The sequence below is a fragment of the Hymenobacter aranciens genome, from assembly GCF_030580865.1.
GTDB lineage: Bacteria > Bacteroidota > Bacteroidia > Cytophagales > Hymenobacteraceae > Hymenobacter > Hymenobacter aranciens.
On the sequence record NZ_JAUQSY010000001.1, the window covers coordinates 228,243 to 243,985 of the forward strand.

The 15,743-nt window shown below is 60.9% G+C and carries 15 protein-coding genes, 1 tRNA gene and 1 pseudogene; 10 read left to right on the forward strand and 7 right to left on the reverse strand.

Features of this window, described 5'->3' with window-relative positions; translation table 11 throughout:
• Positions 1–20 precede the first annotated feature (20 nt).
• The gene (locus Q5H93_RS00940) at positions 21–749 is read right to left on the reverse strand and encodes an SDR family NAD(P)-dependent oxidoreductase (RefSeq protein ID WP_305004594.1); all 729 of its coding nucleotides are present in this window, start codon (positions 747–749) and stop codon (positions 21–23) included.
• Between the two features lie 240 nt (positions 750–989).
• On the opposite strand from Q5H93_RS00940, the gene Q5H93_RS00945 reads away from it, so the two are divergent.
• Positions 990–1,703: a hypothetical protein gene (locus Q5H93_RS00945; RefSeq protein WP_305004595.1), complete on the forward strand. Its 714-nt coding sequence runs from the start codon at positions 990–992 to the stop codon at positions 1,701–1,703.
• A 41-nt stretch (positions 1,704–1,744) separates the two neighbouring features.
• Here the strand turns inward: Q5H93_RS00945 and Q5H93_RS00950 are convergent, their stop codons facing one another.
• The 3 genes from Q5H93_RS00950 to Q5H93_RS00960 form a co-directional block, all read right to left on the reverse strand.
• Positions 1,745–2,062: a hypothetical protein gene (locus Q5H93_RS00950; protein ID WP_305004596.1), complete on the reverse strand. Its 318-nt coding sequence runs from the start codon at positions 2,060–2,062 to the stop codon at positions 1,745–1,747.
• An 86-nt stretch (positions 2,063–2,148) separates the two neighbouring features.
• The gene (locus Q5H93_RS00955) at positions 2,149–2,463 is read right to left on the reverse strand and encodes a hypothetical protein (protein WP_305004597.1); all 315 of its coding nucleotides are present in this window, start codon (positions 2,461–2,463) and stop codon (positions 2,149–2,151) included.
• Positions 2,464–2,547: 84 nt separating this feature from the next.
• Positions 2,548–2,620: transfer RNA gene (locus Q5H93_RS00960), tRNA-Thr, on the reverse strand.
• 139 nt (positions 2,621–2,759) lie between these two features.
• Between Q5H93_RS00960 and Q5H93_RS00965 the strand changes: the two genes are divergently transcribed.
• The gene (locus Q5H93_RS00965; protein ID WP_305004598.1) at positions 2,760–3,200 is read left to right on the forward strand and encodes a hypothetical protein; all 441 of its coding nucleotides are present in this window, start codon (positions 2,760–2,762) and stop codon (positions 3,198–3,200) included.
• A gap of 104 nt (positions 3,201–3,304) precedes the next feature.
• On the forward strand, positions 3,305–3,574 hold the full coding sequence (locus tag Q5H93_RS00970; RefSeq protein WP_305004599.1) for a DUF4834 family protein: 270 nt from the start codon (positions 3,305–3,307) through the stop codon (positions 3,572–3,574).
• A gap of 36 nt (positions 3,575–3,610) precedes the next feature.
• Here the strand turns inward: Q5H93_RS00970 and Q5H93_RS00975 are convergent, their stop codons facing one another.
• Positions 3,611–6,259: a DUF5686 and carboxypeptidase regulatory-like domain-containing protein gene (locus Q5H93_RS00975; protein ID WP_305004600.1), complete on the reverse strand. Its 2,649-nt coding sequence runs from the start codon at positions 6,257–6,259 to the stop codon at positions 3,611–3,613.
• A gap of 174 nt (positions 6,260–6,433) precedes the next feature.
• Here Q5H93_RS00975 and Q5H93_RS00980 point away from each other — a divergent pair, with 174 nt between their 5' ends.
• The 3 genes from Q5H93_RS00980 to Q5H93_RS00990 all read left to right on the forward strand — a co-directional run bounded on the left by Q5H93_RS00980 (position 6,434) and on the right by Q5H93_RS00990 (position 8,144).
• Positions 6,434–6,937, forward strand: coding sequence for a regulatory protein RecX (locus Q5H93_RS00980; RefSeq protein WP_305004602.1), 504 nt, complete (start codon positions 6,434–6,436; stop codon positions 6,935–6,937).
• Between the two features lie 61 nt (positions 6,938–6,998).
• Complete coding sequence (locus Q5H93_RS00985; protein ID WP_305004603.1) at positions 6,999–7,481, forward strand: DinB family protein; 483 nt, start codon at positions 6,999–7,001, stop codon at positions 7,479–7,481.
• 60 nt (positions 7,482–7,541) lie between these two features.
• Positions 7,542–8,144 (forward strand): Uma2 family endonuclease, encoded by a 603-nt coding sequence (locus Q5H93_RS00990; protein WP_305004604.1) that lies wholly within the window; start codon positions 7,542–7,544, stop codon positions 8,142–8,144.
• On the opposite strand, the gene Q5H93_RS00995 is transcribed toward Q5H93_RS00990, so the two are convergent.
• On the reverse strand, positions 8,145–10,289 hold the full coding sequence (locus tag Q5H93_RS00995) for a sigma 54-interacting transcriptional regulator (RefSeq protein WP_305004605.1): 2,145 nt from the start codon (positions 10,287–10,289) through the stop codon (positions 8,145–8,147).
• A gap of 222 nt (positions 10,290–10,511) precedes the next feature.
• Here Q5H93_RS00995 and Q5H93_RS01000 point away from each other — a divergent pair, with 222 nt between their 5' ends.
• The 3 genes from Q5H93_RS01000 to Q5H93_RS01010 all read left to right on the forward strand — a co-directional run bounded on the left by Q5H93_RS01000 (position 10,512) and on the right by Q5H93_RS01010 (position 13,509).
• Positions 10,512–11,879, forward strand: a complete 1,368-nt coding sequence (locus Q5H93_RS01000) for a TolC family protein (protein WP_305004606.1) — start codon at positions 10,512–10,514, stop codon at positions 11,877–11,879.
• Between the two features lie 100 nt (positions 11,880–11,979).
• A complete protein-coding gene (locus tag Q5H93_RS01005; protein WP_305004607.1) occupies positions 11,980–12,393 on the forward strand; it encodes a universal stress protein in 414 nt (137 codons plus the stop codon).
• Between the two features lie 33 nt (positions 12,394–12,426).
• Complete coding sequence (locus Q5H93_RS01010; RefSeq protein ID WP_305004608.1) at positions 12,427–13,509, forward strand: HlyD family secretion protein; 1,083 nt, start codon at positions 12,427–12,429, stop codon at positions 13,507–13,509.
• Positions 13,510–13,551: 42 nt separating this feature from the next.
• Here the strand turns inward: Q5H93_RS01010 and Q5H93_RS01015 are convergent.
• Positions 13,552–13,896 (reverse strand): annotated as a pseudogene (locus Q5H93_RS01015) (four helix bundle protein); the annotation flags it as partial.
• A 136-nt stretch (positions 13,897–14,032) separates the two neighbouring features.
• Between Q5H93_RS01015 and Q5H93_RS01020 the strand changes: the two are divergent.
• The gene (locus Q5H93_RS01020; protein WP_305004609.1) at positions 14,033–15,604 is read left to right on the forward strand and encodes a DHA2 family efflux MFS transporter permease subunit; all 1,572 of its coding nucleotides are present in this window, start codon (positions 14,033–14,035) and stop codon (positions 15,602–15,604) included.
• Positions 15,605–15,743: the final 139 nt, after the last annotated feature.

Below are 15,743 nucleotides of genomic sequence, written 5' to 3' on the forward strand. Positions count from 1 at the left end.
CAGCTCTTTGCAATTCTGGCTTACAGCTGCGCCAGCCGCCCGCCATCCACCACCAGCGTGGTGCCGTTCACAAACGACGCCTCGCTCGAGGCCAGGAAGCAGATGGCGGCCGCCAACTCGCGGGGCTTGCCAATCTGCCCGCTGAGGTGCTCGGCGCCCGATTTGATGTTCGGATTGTCGTGCAGCATGGGCGTATCCACGGCACCGGGCGCTACGGCGTTGATGCGGGCCTGGGTGTGGGGAATTTCGAGGCTGAGGCCGCGCACGAAGGCCTCCATCGCGCCCTTGCTGGCGGCGTAGGGCACCACGTTGGCGCTGGTCTGGTGCGCATGGACCGACGAGACGGCTACCACTGCGCCGTGCTGCATGTGCGGCAGACAAAGCTGACAGAGGCGAAACAGCGCCCGCAGGTTGACGGCAAAAAGCTGGTCCCAAGCCTTGGAGGTGATTTTTAGAATCGGCTCGTAGGTCATCATGGCCGCGTCATTCACCAGCACGTCGATGCGGCCCCAGCGGGCCAGGGTTTTGCGCACGGCGGCGGCCAGCTGCCGGTCTTTGCCCACATCGGCTTTCAGGAAAAGGATTTCGCCGCCCAACTTTTTAATCTCGGCCACTACTTCCTGGCCTTCGGCGGCGTCGCGGCCGACGGCCGCTATTTTGCCGCCTTCGCGGGCCATTTGCAGAGCGGTGGCGCGGCCGATGCCCGAAGTGGCACCGGTGATGAAGCAAACTTTATCGGTAAAGCGCACGGTATTAGCGGCTATGTGCGACGGATGGCCGCGTTAAAAGTATTGGTAGGCAGTACGGTAGCGCCGGGCTAAAGTTGGCGGCGGCGGGAGCTGTCAAATCCGGCTGCTTACTACTTGTTTCGGTACAGGATTAAAACAAATGCCGGCTTAGTGCAACTTTGACGGCGGCGATTACGAATACTACCCAGCGCCGCCTCAGCGGTTGGCGTCACCCTTCCTTTCCACCTTCATTCCTTTCCCATGAATACCCAGCAAAACAAGCCGACTGCCTCGGCAACTGATACCAATTCCCGTTCGCAAGCTTCCTCGTCGCCAGCGCCGAGCAATGCCAGCGCCCAAACCTCGGCCGACCAGCCTACCAGCATCATCGACAGCGCCCTGGCCAGTGGCCGCAGCGCCCTCGACAGTGCCGTAGAAAGCGGCCGCAGTGTGCTCGATAGCGCCGTCGAAACGGGCCGCACCGCCCTCGACAGCGGTAAAAAATGGATTGGGGACGCGCACCTGCGCGAAACTGTTGACCAGACCACGCAGAGCGTGAAAGACTGGAGCGGCCGCGCTGCTGCTAAAGTCGGCAACCTCAGCACCACCCAGAAAGTAGTAGGCGGCGCCATCCTGGCCGCTGGCCTGGGCTGGCTGGCCTACCGCAAAGTGAAAGCCTCGGACGCTTCGTCGTCGGAGAGCAGCGACAGCAGCCCGCGCTCAGTATATGGCCGCTCGGGCAGCTTCACCCGCACCGGCAGCGCTGGTTACCAGGCGCCCGATGCTTCCAACCGTCGCCCGGCCAATACCAGCAACCGCCCGGCTTCGATGCCGTCGTTTGGTGGCGAGTCGAGCGCTAAGCGTCCCAGCGACTCCGGCTTCGGTGGCGCTTCGACCAGCGACTTCAGCAGCCGGGCTTCGGGCTCGGGCAGCAGCTACCGCTCGCAAGACGATGACTATCGCACGATTGAATAAGGGTTAAATTCCCTGTTGATTAGTGGAAAACCCCGTCTCATTCAGTTGAGGCGGGGTTTTTCTTTTTGCAGGCTATAGTGGTAAACAGGCGCTGAATTCAGCCAGCGCCAGAAAATCAGGCCGCCCAAGGCGTAGGCAAGCACATCGAAGCCATCGGCGGTAGCGGTGTGCGGCTGCAAATAAGGCAGTAGCAACTCAAACCAGATACTTAGGACTGCCCAGGTGCTTATTACCCAGGCAACTGGCAGCGTGAAGCCGGATTGCCTGAAATAAACGTGACGCATGAGCCACAGCGCCCCACTCAGGATGAGCGGCAGGGCTAGCACATCGGCCAGATAGGAGGTGATAATGGCCGGCAACGGCCAATGCAGCCAGTGCCGGTTAGCATATAATAGCCCGTAGGTCAGCGTAAATGCTGTTAGTAACAGAGAGTGGGCATGATGCCTCAACCAGCCAGCACGGTGACTACCCATACCACGAAGGCCACAATGGCGGCAAAAAACAATTGGCCCCCGCGAATCACATATTTGGCCAGCTTCAGGGGTAGTGGGTCGTCGGGATTGATGTCGATGAGGACCAGGTTGGGCCCGGATTTATCATTCAGGGCCTGACGGGCTTGGTCGTTGGCCACGCGGTGCGGCTCCAGCGTCTGTTGGCAGTGCTCGCAGCGGTCGTCGGGGTGCTGCTGCCAGCTGGTCCACTGGCCGCAGTGAGGGCACTTTTTGGTGGAAGCCAGCGGGGCGGGGGAGTCGGGATGCATAGCGAGAGTATCCGAAAAGGCACACTGACTGCCGGTGAATAGAAAAAGCCCGTTGATAATCGTTTGATTATCAACGGGCTTTAGAGCCTTCTACGGGATTCGAACCTGCGACCTGCTCATTACGAATGAGCTGCTCTACCAGCTGAGCTAAGAAGGCGTTTCCCATACAGTATTTCCGATTGGGACAACAAAGATAGGCAAGCCGGATAAAGCGGCGCAACCTTCTGGCTGAAAAAAAACAACAACCCGCTCCCAGGCCCTGCGTTTTACGCTTGCCACTCCATCTTTTTCCAGCTATGAAAATTCTCCGTTCCCTCGCCGCCGGTTTTGCCGGTGCTTTGGCCCTCAATGTACTGCACGAAACAATGCGCCGCCTGCGCCCCCACGATGCCCCGCGCATGGACGTGCTGGGCGAGCGCGGCCTGCGCAAGCTGCTGGCCGCCGCCGACGCCCCCCAACCCGACGACGATACCGCCTACGCCCTGACCATGGCGGGCGACCTGGTTTCAAACGGCCTCTACTACAGCATGGTGGGTAGCGGCCCGCACACCATTGCACGGGGCGTGGGCTTGGGGCTGGCGGCGGGCATCGGCGGCGTAGTGCTGCCGGGGCCGCTGGGCCTGGGCGAGGCGCCGAGCAACCGCACCCCCCAAACCAAGCTCATGACCGTGGCCTGGTACACGCTGGGCGGGCTGGTGGCCGGGGCGGTGGCACAAGGCCTGCGGCAGCGGGACTAGGCCGTAAATTTGCGACTTGTTAAAGCAATTTTCCGGTTTGCGCGTTAAGCAGGCAGGAGTGCCGGGCTGTGTCAGTCCGGCGTAATACAAAAAGCATTTTGCCAATGGAGTACATTCTGATTCTGCTGATTGCGCTTATTTTCATTCGGTTCATCCTGCCCGGCCTGGTGAAGGCGCTGCTGGCACGATTTATCCGAAAGCAGATGCGTACTCACGGTTTCGAGGTGCCGCCGCAGGCACCGCCCCGGTCTGGGCCCACGCCGTCGGCAGGGCAGGTGCGCGTTGATTTTGTGCCGCCCCGCCAGACCATCAACCCCGACAAGCCGCACAGTGCTCAGGGAGGCGAGTACGTTGATTTTGAAGAAATAAAATAAGCAGAGTGCCCGGGTGAGCAACCCGGGCACTCTGCTTTAAAAGCCCAGACCGAACCGCAGGCCGGTGCCCAGCCGCTCGCCGCTTTGCAGGGCGGTGTATAAATCAACGCGCAGCACTTTTACAATGTGCTCGATGCCCACGCCCAGCTCCAGGTAGTGGCCGGCAGCGGCGGTGTGCAGGTAGTTGAGCGAGGCTACTTCCTGCCATTTCAGGCGGCGCAGCAGCGGCACCTTGTTCAGGATGAAGCCGTTGAAATGATGGTTGTAGTGGCCTTCGAAGTAGCTGTTGTTGGTGCTGAAGCGGTAGTAGTCGAGCAGCTGGAAGTCGCTGAAGTCGCCGGTGAGGATGGTGCGGTTGCCGGAGAAATGGCGGTAGTCGATGAACGTCATCCCCGCCCGCGAGCCCAGGAAGCCGCCCACGGCCGCCTCGTAGTTGCTGGTGCCGAACAGGCCGAGCTTAAAGCTGTGGCGCACACCGGCCTGCGCCAGCGTGTAGCGCACATCGGAGCCCAGCACGCCGGCGATGGCGTGGCGGGCCTGCATGTTGAAAGTAGGCCACTTCGAGCCGAGGTTGATTTTGCCGGTGGGGCGGGTGATGTAGCGCTGGCCGGGCTTGAAGTCGAGCGACACGCTCATGGTCAGCAATTGGCTACGGTTGAAACGGGTGTCGGGCAACTCGTCGCTCACCGGGGCGTTGGGCGTGAAGGCGCGGCCGGGCACATCATTTATGAGCTTGTAAGTGCTGTTTTCCAGCTCGTGACGGTCGAAGTAGGCGCCGCTGACGCGGAGGTTGAGGCCATTCACGGGCTCGGTCACGTATACCAGCTCGGCGCCGTCGCGGCGGTAGAGCTTGGCGTAGTTCTGGTTGACCAGCAGCGTGTAAATGCTGTTGATGGCGGGCGTGAGCTGGCTGTTGTGGTCGAAATTCTGGATGGTGCGGCCCACGGACACGCTGACCTGCTGACGCTTCACCGGGTGCAGCTGCCAGTCAATTTCCAGGTTGGGCTTCAATCGCTCATCGGCAAAACCGTAGCGCAGCGTGGGCTTAATGGTAAGAAAGCGCCGGTCTTCGGTGCGCTGGGTGAAGATGGCCTGCGCGTTGAGCACCGTGCCTTCCACGGTGTTATACTGAATAATCTGGGCCACGGGCAGCACCGAGGTGCTGCGCTTGCGGAAGGTATTGCTGTACGTGTAGCCACCGATGAGAAGCTTGATAGGCTCGAACTTGTTGCGCTCGCGGTCGAGCGAATCCTGGTAGGGGCGCGAGTTACGGATAACTTCGGAGCTGTCTTTCACGTGGTAATCCTTCTGCTCCTCCAGCGTAAGGGGCACGGGGCGCACCTGGTCCCAGTAGGCCGAGTCGCGCTCGTTCACGCCTTTCTCGACCAACTGCACCTCGTTGCGGCCCATTTGAGCGAATGGGTCGTTTTTCACCGAGTCACGCTGGGCCTGCTTCACCTGCTTGCGCACCTGCTTGTTGAGGCCGCTGAGGTCGGGCTTGCGCTTGCGAATCTGGGCGGCGGTTTCCTGGCCCTTCGGGGCGTCGTCCTTGCCTTCCTTGACGACCGGCGGCGGCGTTTTGGCCACGGGCGGGGCCGGGTAGGTCGGCACGACGTTGGAGTAGTTCGTAAACACGGCCGTGAGGTAGCCCGAACCCTTAAAGCCCAGCGCGGAGAATGAGAAGTCGAGCTGCTGCGACTGGATGAGCCACACGTGGGGCGAGCCCGGCGCCGGCGCGTAAAGCTGCGAGATGTGCAGGCTTTCCACGTAGTCGAGCTGGGCGTTTTTGTCGAGGCTCAAATCGACGGAGTGGATGCGCCAGCTGCCGTCGGCAATATAGATGTAGCCCGAAAAGGCCGGGTCGTTGCGGCGGCGGGGCGTCACGCGGATTTTATGCACCAGTTCGCCGCCCTGCTGTTTGCTGCCCACCAGCTCGTAACGGTAGAACAGCATGGCGTTGGAGGCAATGGGCGACACAAAGCCGCGCTCCGAGAAACCGCTCTTCAGCACGTTGTTGTAGAACGTCATGTTGCGCCCCGCGCTGGCCCGGTTGAAGCTGATGCCGCGGCTGTCGCCGCTCACGCGGCTCGAAATGGTGCGCTCCTTCACCACGTCGGGCTGGGTGAAGGAGATGTCGGACAGGGTTTCGGAGAGGTAGAAAATACCCGGTTTCAGGTCGGGGCCGGTTTTGAAGAGGCCTAGGATTTTGCTGGGCGTGTCCGAGAGGCGGCCCAAAGCTTTGATATAGAGTCGGCCCCGGAAGGCGGCTACCTCGCGCTTATGGTAAGCGCGCCACTGCTGGGCTTCCTGAATGATGGCGTAGGCCGGGTCGCGGTCGGTGGAGCGCACCAGCACTTCGCCGAGGTTGTAGGACTCGGGCTGCAAACTCACGTTTAGCGTGGTAACGGAGTCGCCGCCCAGCACGCGCACCGGCTGCACCAGCGGCCGGAAACCGACGTACTGAAACACCAGCTCATATTGCCCGGGGTCGAGGCGCAACTGATAGGAACCCTGCTCGTTGCTGGCGGTGCTGGTGGCGGTGCCGCGCACGGCCACGTTGGCAAAGGGCAGGATTTCGTTGGTGCTGCCGCTGATTTTGCCCCGGATGATGCCCGCGTAGGAAAGGCGCGCCGCCGGTCCCAGCAGGACCATTACGAGCAGCAGGCGAGTAAATAAAAGAGGCATAGGTAGGAGCAGGAGCAAGACGCGGTGCCAAAATACGGCACATAACGGGCAGATGGTTGGTAAAAGCCCAGCAGCTGCACTAACGCTGACGCGACGAATACATTTTAAGGCCGCCCGCTAAGGCAACGAATTTCGCTGCCCGATGTTAGTTCTTTGTGCAATCAGCGCCTTCCTATGTTTAAAACCGACAAAACCCCCAAGCAATACACGCCCGGCGAGGCCCTGCAGAAAATTGCCTCCTTCTGCGCCTACCAGGAGCGCACCCAGAAGGAAGTGGAGCAAAAGCTTAAGTCCTACGGCCTTGACGAAGATGAGGCCGGCGAAATCATCATCCGCCTGAGCCGCGAAAAGCTGCTGGATGAGGAGCGGTTTGCCAAAGCCTACGTGAGCGGGCACTATCGCCAGAAGAAGTGGGGCCGCCGCCGCATCGTGCAGGAATTGAAGCAGAAAGGCATCAGCGAGTACTGCATTAAGTCGGGCCTGAAGGAAATCGACGGCGACGAATACTACCAGAACCTGGTGGATGTTCTGGAGAAGAAAGACCGGCAGGAAAAGGAGAAAAATCCGCGCGTGCGGCGGCAGAAAATGTCGGTGTACCTGACGGGCAAAGGCTACGAGCAGGACTTGATAAAAATGGCGCTGGATGAGCTGGGCAAAGCACCGGAAGACGACGAATAGCCGTCCGGGCAACAATTCCGGCGCAGATTGGTAAGGCAGAAGCACCTCATCAGCCCGTCTCATGGAAAAAGCCGCCCGCACCGCCCTCGTGGCCGAACTCATTGCCCTCATCACCAAAGGCAACGCCCACGCCACTTTCGAAGAGGCCGTGGCCGACCTCACGCCGGAAATCTGGAACCAGCACGTGCCCGAGGTGCCCTACACCATCTGGCACTTGGCGGAGCACGTCCGCATTGCCCAGTGGGACATTCTGGAATTCAGCCTCGACGCCCGCCACCAATCGCCGGAATGGCCCGCGGGCTACTGGCCCGCCAAAGACGCCACCGCCGACGAGCAAACCTGGCAGCACACCCTCGACCAGATAAGCGCCGACCGTCAGCGGTTCATTGACTTGCTGCAGAATCCTGCTACCGATTTGCTGGCCCCGCTGCCCCACGGCACGGGCCAGAATATCCTGCGCGAAGCCCTGCTCATCGGCGACCACAATGCCTACCACACCAGCGAAATCATCCTGCTCCGCCGGCTACTGAAGGCCTGGAAGTAGACTGTAACTGGCCCGGCGTGCCCCTGTATCTTTGAGGAAAGCACTTTCACCTCGATTCATATGAGCCCTATCACATCTTTCTCCCAACTCAATCCAGAAGGCACTTATTCTTATGCCGACTACCTGACCTGGAAGTTCACGGAGCTTGTAGAGTTGATAAAAGGCAAGGTATTGCGTCCCATGTCGGCACCGGCACCTTCGCATCAGCGGCTCTCGCGGCGGCTTGAATATTCGATTGAAACCTTCCTGCGTGGTGGAAGTTGCGAGATGTTTCATGCTCCATTCGATGTGCGTCTTAGCCGAAATGTTGGCAGCAGTGATGCGCAGATTCAAACCGTAGTGCAGCCCGACATTTGTGTGGTATGCGACCCGACCAAGATTGATAACCGTGGCTGTCTCGGCGCACCCGACTGGATTATCGAAATCGTGTCGCCCGGCAATCTAAAGCACGACACCATTACCAAGTTCGACCTTTACCAGGAAAACGGCGTGCGCGAATACTGGGTGGTTTTTCCGGGCGAGCAAACCATCCAGATTTTTGAGCTGACGGACAAGGGCCATTATCAGATAACGGCCGAATATGCCGAACCCGGCCTTATGCCCGTAGCTACGCTGCCGGGTTTGGCCATTGAGTGGAGCGAGGTCTTCGATGCGCCGCGGTGATTAACCTTCCGCCGTCACCGTGCGGCGGATGCCCAGCTTTTTCATCCGCGCCTCCAGCGTCTTAGCATTAATATCAAGTAGCACGGCCGCGCCCTGCGGCCCGCTCACCCGCCCGCCGGTGCGTTGCAGCGCCGCCAGAATATGGTCGCGCTCCTGCTCACGTAGCGTTTTGATGGGCGGCTCGGCCGCTGCCACTGCCACTACCGCGCTGCCGGAGCCCGCCACCGCCAGCAGCGGCCCCGCCGCGAAGCCGCCGAACTCCAGGTACGGCCCCTGGCTGACGATAACGGCCTGCTCCAGCACGTGCTCCAGCTCGCGGATATTGCCGGGCCAGGCGTAGGTCTGCAACGCCGCCAAATCGGCCGGGCGCAACTGGCGGATGGGGCGCGCCATGCGCTGGCTGAGGCGCTGGATGAAGTGCCGGGCCAGCGGCTCGATATCCTCGGGCCGCTCGCGCAGGGGCGGCATCTGGATGGGAAAGACGTTGAGCCGGTAGTACAAATCGGCACGGAAGCGGCCGGCGCGCACTTCGTCTTCCAGCACGCGGTTGGTGGCGGCTATCACGCGGGCATCGGTGAGCAGTACCTTGCTGCCGCCCAGGCGCTCAAACTCTTTTTCCTGCAATACCCGCAGCAGCTTGGCCTGCAAGTCGAGCGGCAGCTCGCCGATTTCGTCCAGGAAAATCGTGCCGCCGTCGGCCAGCTCAAACTTGCCGATGCGGCGCTCGGTGGCGCCGGTGAAAGCACCTTTCTCGTGGCCGAATAGTTCGCTTTCAATTAATTGGGCGGGCAGGGCTGCGCAGTTCAGCTTCACCAGGGCACGGTTGTGGCGCGGCGACTGCTGGTGCAGGGCGCGGGCTACCATTTCCTTGCCGGTACCGGTTTCGCCGGTCACGAGCACCGTGGTGTCGGTGGGGGCCACTAGGGCGATGCGCGTTTGCACCAGGTGCAGGGCGGCGCTGGGGCCGATGAGGTCGCCGGCCTTGGCCACGGCGGCGGTGTTGATTTCGTCGATGAGGTAGCTGCGCTCCTGCTCCACCTGCTGCTTGAGTTCCTCGATTTGCTCGAAGGCGAAGAGGTTTTCCAGGGCCAGCGAAATCTGCGGCACCAGCGCCTGCACAGTTTCTAAGTCCTGTTGGTTAAAGCCTTGCGGATTATCCGAGGCCAGCACCAGCACGGCCGCTCCGCCCGGCCGCTGGCCCAGCGGCACCAGCAGCATGGCGCGGGTCTGGTGCACATCATACACGTAGCGCATGGCGGGGTAGCGGCGGGCCAGCTCCCGAAACGCCTCGCCGGTGTAGAGCCCCGGCTGCTCCAGCAGATTTTCGACCTGGTTGTACATCGCCGAAAGATTGAACTCCAGGTCCTGGTACCGCTTGGGGTCCAATGCTAGTAAAGGAGCCTGCGGGTCGTCGTCGGGACGGGCAAATTCGGCGAAGCCCGCGAAGCCCTCGCGCCGGCTCGGGCGCTGCACCCGGATGCCGAAATAATCGAAGGGCACCACGCGGGCCAGCTCCTCAGCGATGGCCCGAAACAGCGGCTCGCGCTGCTTGATGCTGAGCAGGGCATTGCTGATGTTGAGCTGCAACGCGCGCTGCTGCTCGCGGCGGGCAATATCCTCGAAGGCCAGCGTATTAGCCACGGCAATGGCCACCAGCGAGCCGATTTTCTCCAGCAGCGATTGGTCGGCGGCGCTGAAATTAGGATGGCGGCGGGTGGCCAGCATCAGGAAGCCAATGAGGTGCCCAGCCAGGCGTAGCGGCACCAGCGTGAGGCAGCAGATACCCATTTCCGTCAGCTTATCGAAGCCGTGGAAGTTGGGGTATTGACTCAGCAGGTCGGCCAATTCGATTTGGCGGAAGATGGGCTCGGCCAGCAGCATTTCGGTGGGTGTGCCGGCCACCGGCTCAAACTGGGTGAAGTGGTGCATCAGTTCGGGCCCGGCCCCGGTTTCGCCGCCGAAATAATCGCGCATGAACAGCCGCCGCCGCTTCTGCTCGCGGTCAAACACGTTGATACCGATGAGGTCGAAGGGAAAAATCAGCCGCAGCTTCGTGGTGACGGTTTTGAACAGCGTCTCCTTGTCGCGGGTGGTGGCGATGGCCTCGTTGAGGTGCAGCAGCAGGTTTTCTTCGTCGTTCGGCACAGTCAGCGCGGCTTGGTTTCCTGAAATAGCAGGAGCGTGTTTTGAGAAAATCCTGCTATTTCAGGAAACGAACAAAGAGAGCCGATGTTTTAAGCGGCCTGAATTTTTATTAAAATCCGATTAAAATACACGTAATCAACTGCTGACAAAAAGACGGGAGACCGGCCGCGTAGCTGGCACAACAATGGGTAAAGGGCTGGCACACCTAAGCCATTTGGCCTTATGCTTTCCAGATATCACCTGATGGGTTTTGCGGGTTTGTCGCTCTTCGGCGGCCTGCTGGCCCACCCAGCGCTGGCCCAAAACCAGCCCAGCGTGCCCGCCGCCGCCCAGTCCATCGGCCTGGTGAGCGACTCGCTGACGCTCGGCGGCACCCTGCAAGCCGTGCTCGACGCCAACCCCAGCCTGACCAACCTCACTGAGCTGAGCAATGCTGCCAGCAGCCGCCTGACGCAGACGCAATCCGGCTTCCTGCCGCAGATTACGGGCACGGCCACTTACACCCGCATCGACCCGGTGGTGAAAATAGCGCTGCCGGGCAGCACTGAGCAGCTGCAGTTTGCTCCCAATAACAACTACGATTTTCACGTCACGGCCCAGTACCTGCTCACGGATTTCGGCAAGAACGCCGCCAGCGTGCGCCTGGCCGAGTCGCAGGTGAAAACGGCGCAGGACAACATCATCGTAGGCCGCCGCGACCTGGCCTTCAGCGCCGCGCAGGTGTACTACAACATCCTGTTTATGCGCGAAAGCATCCGGGTGCAGGACCAGCAGATTGCCTCGCTGCAGGCTCACCGCAACGAGATGCAGAAGCGCGTGGAGGCCGGCGTCAGCACCCGCTTCGACGTGACTACCACCGACGTACGCATCACGCAGGCCGAAAATACCAAGCTCGACCTGCAAAACCAGCTGCGCAACCAGCAGGTGCAGCTGGCCCGCTTCCTGCATAAGCCGTCGCAGGTCGATGTGCCGGTGAAAGGCCGCCTGACTTACGAGCCCCAGCCCGTGAGCCTGGAAGCCGAGCTGACCAAAGCTGCCGAAAACCGCCCCGAGGTGAAGCTCGCCCGTGACGCCGAGCAAACTGCTGCCCTGCAAGCCAAAGTGGTTGAAAAGAGCGACCTGCCCACGCTGGGCATCGGCGCCCAGGCCGGCGGCAAAAACGGCTACATCCTGCCGGATATCGACAGGATTCGCTTCAACACCGTGGGGGTGGCTCAACTGTCGGTACCCATCTACGACGGTGGGCGCAATAAGAAGCAGCGCGTGGAGGCCCAGGCCAACGTGCGCGCCGCCTCGGCCCGCACGCAGGACACGCAGGAGCAAATCCGCGCCGACGTGCGCCAGGCTGTCAACAACATGGAATTCAGCCAGGCGCGCTACGAAAATGCCCTTCAGCAAGTGCGCCAGGCCACCGAGGCCCTGACCAAAGCCAAGTCGCGCTACAGCAACGGCGTCGGCTCGAACCTCGACGTGCTCGACGCCGAAACTCAGCTGGCGCAGTCGCGTTTGGCCCGCGCCCAGGCCGTGTACAACTACACCCTCGGCCAGTACCAGCTGCGCCGCGCCACCGGCGAGCAGATTTGGCAATAGCTTTTCTGAGTTGTTAGCTAATAGCTGCTAGCTGTTAGCCAACGTTCTGGCAGAATAAAAAAAGCTAATAGCTAGCAGCTATTGGCTAACAGCTAAAAAAATGCACCTCACAACCATCCTCTGTCCACTCGACTTCTCGGCCGCCTCGCCCGGGCTCGTGGCCTACGCGGCGGCGCTGGCCACCGCCACCGGCGCGGCCCTGCGGCTGCTGCACGTGGTAGAGCCCGCTCCGCCCTCCGACGAGGAGCGGCCCGCCACCTGCGCCGGCCGGCTGGCCGCCCTGCAGGCCGCAGCCGGCGAGGCTGGCGCCACCCAGGTGAGCGCCGAAATGCTGCGCGGCGAGGCCGCCACCGAAATCGTGGCCGAGGCCGCCCGCTGCCAGGCCGATGTGATTGTGATTGGCGCCCTGGGCCAGACGGGCCTCACCCGCTTCCTGATGGGCAGCACCGCCGAGGCGGTTTTGCGTACGGCCTCCTGCGCTACCTTGCTGGTGCGCAATAACTTTTCTTCTTAAACTCTTCGACTTACCCCTTCTCCGTTTTTTCTCATGGCTCAGACCGAACCCAACGCGCCCATCGTGGCCGCGCCTGCTACCGAAGCCGCCGAACCCAAGCGCCGCAGCCCGATTCCGCTCATCATCCTGGCCATCGTGCTGATTGCCGGCAGCATCTACGGCTGGAACCGCTACCAGTATGCCAAAGCCCACGAAGACACCGACGACGCCCAGGTAGAAGGTGACGTGTACCCCATCCTGCCCCGCGTGGGCGGCCCCGTGCTCGAAGTGAAAGTGCAGGACAACCAGGTGGTTAAAAAGGGCGACGTCCTCGTCACCCTCGACCAGGCCGACTACCAGCAGCGCGTCAACGCCGCCGAGGCCGCCCTCGCCGCCGCCAACGCCCAGGTGGTAGCCGCCCGCGCCCAGGTAGCCACTGCCCAGGCCACCGTGCGCACCGCCCAAACCACCATTGGCGTGAGCGAAGCCAGCCGCGAGCGTCTCGAAAAAGACCTGAAACGCAGCGACAAACTGCGTAAAGACGACATCATCCCGCAAAGCGAGTACGACGCCGTGCAGGCCAACCTGAAAACGACCCTCGCTCAGCGCGCTACCGCCACCGACCAGGTGAGTGTGGCCCGCCAGCAGGTACTCGCCGCCGAGCAGCAAATCGTAGTGGCCCAGGCCGTGGTGAAACAGCGCCAGACTGACCTCGACAACGCCAAGCTGCAATTGAGCTACACCACCCTTACCGCCTCCGGCGACGGTATCGTGAGCCGCAAAAACGTGCAGCCCGGCCAGGTAGTAATGCCCGGCCAGCAGCTGATGGGCCTGGTAGCCAGCGGCAACACTTGGATTGTGGCTAACTTCAAGGAAACCCAGCTGGAAGACATGAAAGTGGGCCAGAAGGTGAAAATCGAAGTAGACGCCTACCCGAAAGAAGATTTCGAAGGCCACATCGAGTCGCTGTCGGCCGCCACGGGTGCCCGCTTCGCCCTGCTGCCCCCCGACAACGCCAGCGGCAACTTCGTGAAAGTAACCCAGCGCGTGCCGGTGAAAATCGTGCTCGACAAGGTGGATGCGAACCATCCCCTGCGCGCCGGGATGAGCGTGAAGGCGACGGTGAGCACGAAGTAGTTTTTTGGGTAAGAGGGTAGGAGGGTGTGAGGGTAGGAGGGGTTAGTGCTCGTTCTGCATTTTCCTCGCATTCTCGCGGGCTGTTTTTTCAGCTTTACCCAGAGTGGACATAATGGCTTTGGCTTCGGTTAGCAAACTGTCCAGCTTTCCGGTTGTTACGGTCCCGCTTTCAGCTAGCAACTCCAGCCACAGAACAGTTTCATCTGCTTCTTCCAGCGCAATATGCAGTTTGGCAACAAACTCGCGGTTGGACCGGGCGCGGCAGGCAGCTCGATAGTTGGCTGCCACTGACGACCCAGACCGCACAAGTTGCGCACCAATGGCTCGACTGGAAGGCTTGGTCGGTAACTGGTCAACCAGCTTCATAATCCGCAGTGCAAACGCCTTGGTTCGTTGCCGAAACTGCTCGGCAAAATCGAAGTTTGACTACTGGTTATTCACGGTTGAAAGCTGAGTTGAGCATTACTGCCGCAAACATATAACTCCTACCCGCATACCCTCTTACCCTCCTACCCTATAAATCATGGAAACCGGATTTAGAAAGTGGATTATCGTAGTAACGGTAGTCTTCTGCTGCCTGCTGGAGCTCATCGATACCAGCATCATCAACGTGGCCCTTACCCAGATGATGGGCAACCTCTCGGCCACTCAGCAGGAAGTGACCTGGGTAGTAGCGGCTTACGCCATTGCCAACGTAATTGTGATTCCGATGACCGGCTTCTTGGCCGAGCAGTTCGGGCGCCGGAACTACTACCTTGTATCGGTCATCATATTCACCCTGGCCTCGATGGCCTGCGGGCAAAGCACCAACATCTGGGAGCTGGTGGCTTTCCGCTTCATCCAGGGCATTGGCGGTGGGGCACTTATGGCTACTTCGCAAGCCATTCTGATTGACACCTTCCCGCCCAAGCAGCTGCCGCTCGGTCAGGCGCTGTTCGGCATGGGCGTGATTATCGGCCCCACCATCGGTCCCACGCTCGGCGGGTTCATTGTGGATAACTACGACTGGCCCTGGATTTTCTACGTGAACGTGCCGGTTGGCATTCTCGCTGCCATCTTCACCCTGCTCTTCATCCGCGACCCCGAGCGCATCCGCAATGCCATTCCGCGGCCGCTGCGCGAAATCGACTGGGCCGGTATTTTCCTGCTCGTGATGGGCGTCGGCGCCTTGCAGCTGGTGCTGGAGCAGGGCGAAAGCGAAGACTGGTTCGAGAGTGCCTACATTCTGTTCTTCTCGGTGCTGGCCGCCATCGGCGTCATCGGCTTCGTGTGGCGCGAGCTCACGGCCGACAAGCCCATCGTGGACTTGCGCGTGCTGGGCAAGAGCCGCAACCTGGCCGTGGGGGCCGTCCTGTCGTTCGTGCTGGGCTTTGGCATGTTCGCCTCGATTTTCATCTTCCCAATTTTCACCCAGCGCATCCTCGGCTTCACGGCCGCCCAAACCGGCTACCTGCTGCTGCCCGGCGCCCTGGCTTCCGGCTTCATGATGCCCGTGATTGGCCGGATGCTGCAAGCCGGCGTGCCCCAGAAATTTATGATTCCGGTGGGCTTTACCATCTTCTTTATCTTCACTTTCTGGATGGCCAACATCATCTCGCCCACCGCCGGCGAAGATGACTTCTTCTGGCCCCTGATGGTGCGCGGCCTGGGCATGGGGCTGATTTTCCTGCCCATCACCACGATGAGCCTGGCCGGCCTGGCCGGCAAAGACGCGGGCCAGGCGGCCGGCCTCACCGGCATGATTCGCCAGCTCGGCGGCTCGTTCGGCGTGGCCATTGTAGGCACCTATCTGGAGCGCAGCATCGCCCAGAACCGCATCAGCCCCCTGGCCCACATCTCGCTCTACGACACCAACACCGTGCAGCGCATCCAGGCTTTCACCCAGAACTTTATGGCGCGCGGCTTCTCGTTCGAGCAGGCGCAGAAGCAAGCATACGCGGCCCTGGAAGGCATCCTGATGAAACAGGTTTCCATCATCACCTACTCGCAGGTTTTTACGATGATTGGACTGTTTTTCGTCGTGTGTCTGCCGCTGATATTGTTCATCAAGCGCGCCAAAACGGCCGAGAAAATTGACCTGAACGCCGCCCACTAAAGCGGTAAGCTATGAAACGGACCGAAGTGGTCGGGCGACTTCCGCATAGCGGTTCGGCCGGCCACTTTTTCGTTGGTGCCAAGAGCTTAAAAAGGTTGTTAATGGATTTGATATAGGCAACCCTCGCCCGTATTGCGGC